The organism is Methylobacterium segetis (assembly GCF_004348265.1).
Lineage (GTDB): Bacteria > Pseudomonadota > Alphaproteobacteria > Rhizobiales > Beijerinckiaceae > Methylobacterium > Methylobacterium segetis.
Genome location: NZ_SMNT01000222.1, coordinates 1 through 372, shown reverse-complemented (window position 1 = coordinate 372; position 372 = coordinate 1). Strand labels below are relative to the sequence as shown.

Sequence of the window (372 nt, the reverse complement as noted above, 5' to 3'; positions counted from 1 at the left end):
TCTCGCCCGCCGCGAGATACTCCACCTTCCCCCCCTCGACCGCGTAGGCCCAGCCCAGGCTCCCGCTCGCGCCCGAGCCCGTCGTGTCGGTCACGATCCGCGGGCTCAGCGTGCCGAGGACGCTGCCCTGCGCCATCGCCGTGACGCTGTGGCCGTCCCTGAGGTCGAGGTCGGCGAAGCTGATGCTGCCGCCGCTGGTCAGGCTGCCCACTGGCGTCGCGAGTTCCGTCACGCCGCCCGCGACGCTGCCGCCGGTGATGGTCGGTGCGTCGTTGGTGCCGGTGATCGTCACCGTGACGTCCTGGCTCGCCCGACCACCGCGGCCGTCATCCACGATGACGGTGAAGCGCTCGACCCGCGTCTCGCCGGCCG

Annotated in this window: 1 protein-coding gene; it reads right to left on the bottom strand. The window is 73.1% G+C overall.

Features of this window, described 5'->3' with window-relative positions; genetic code table 11:
• On the bottom strand, positions 1-372 hold a 372-nt coding region (locus E1J50_RS26155), incomplete at both ends, for a VCBS domain-containing protein (RefSeq protein WP_132257177.1).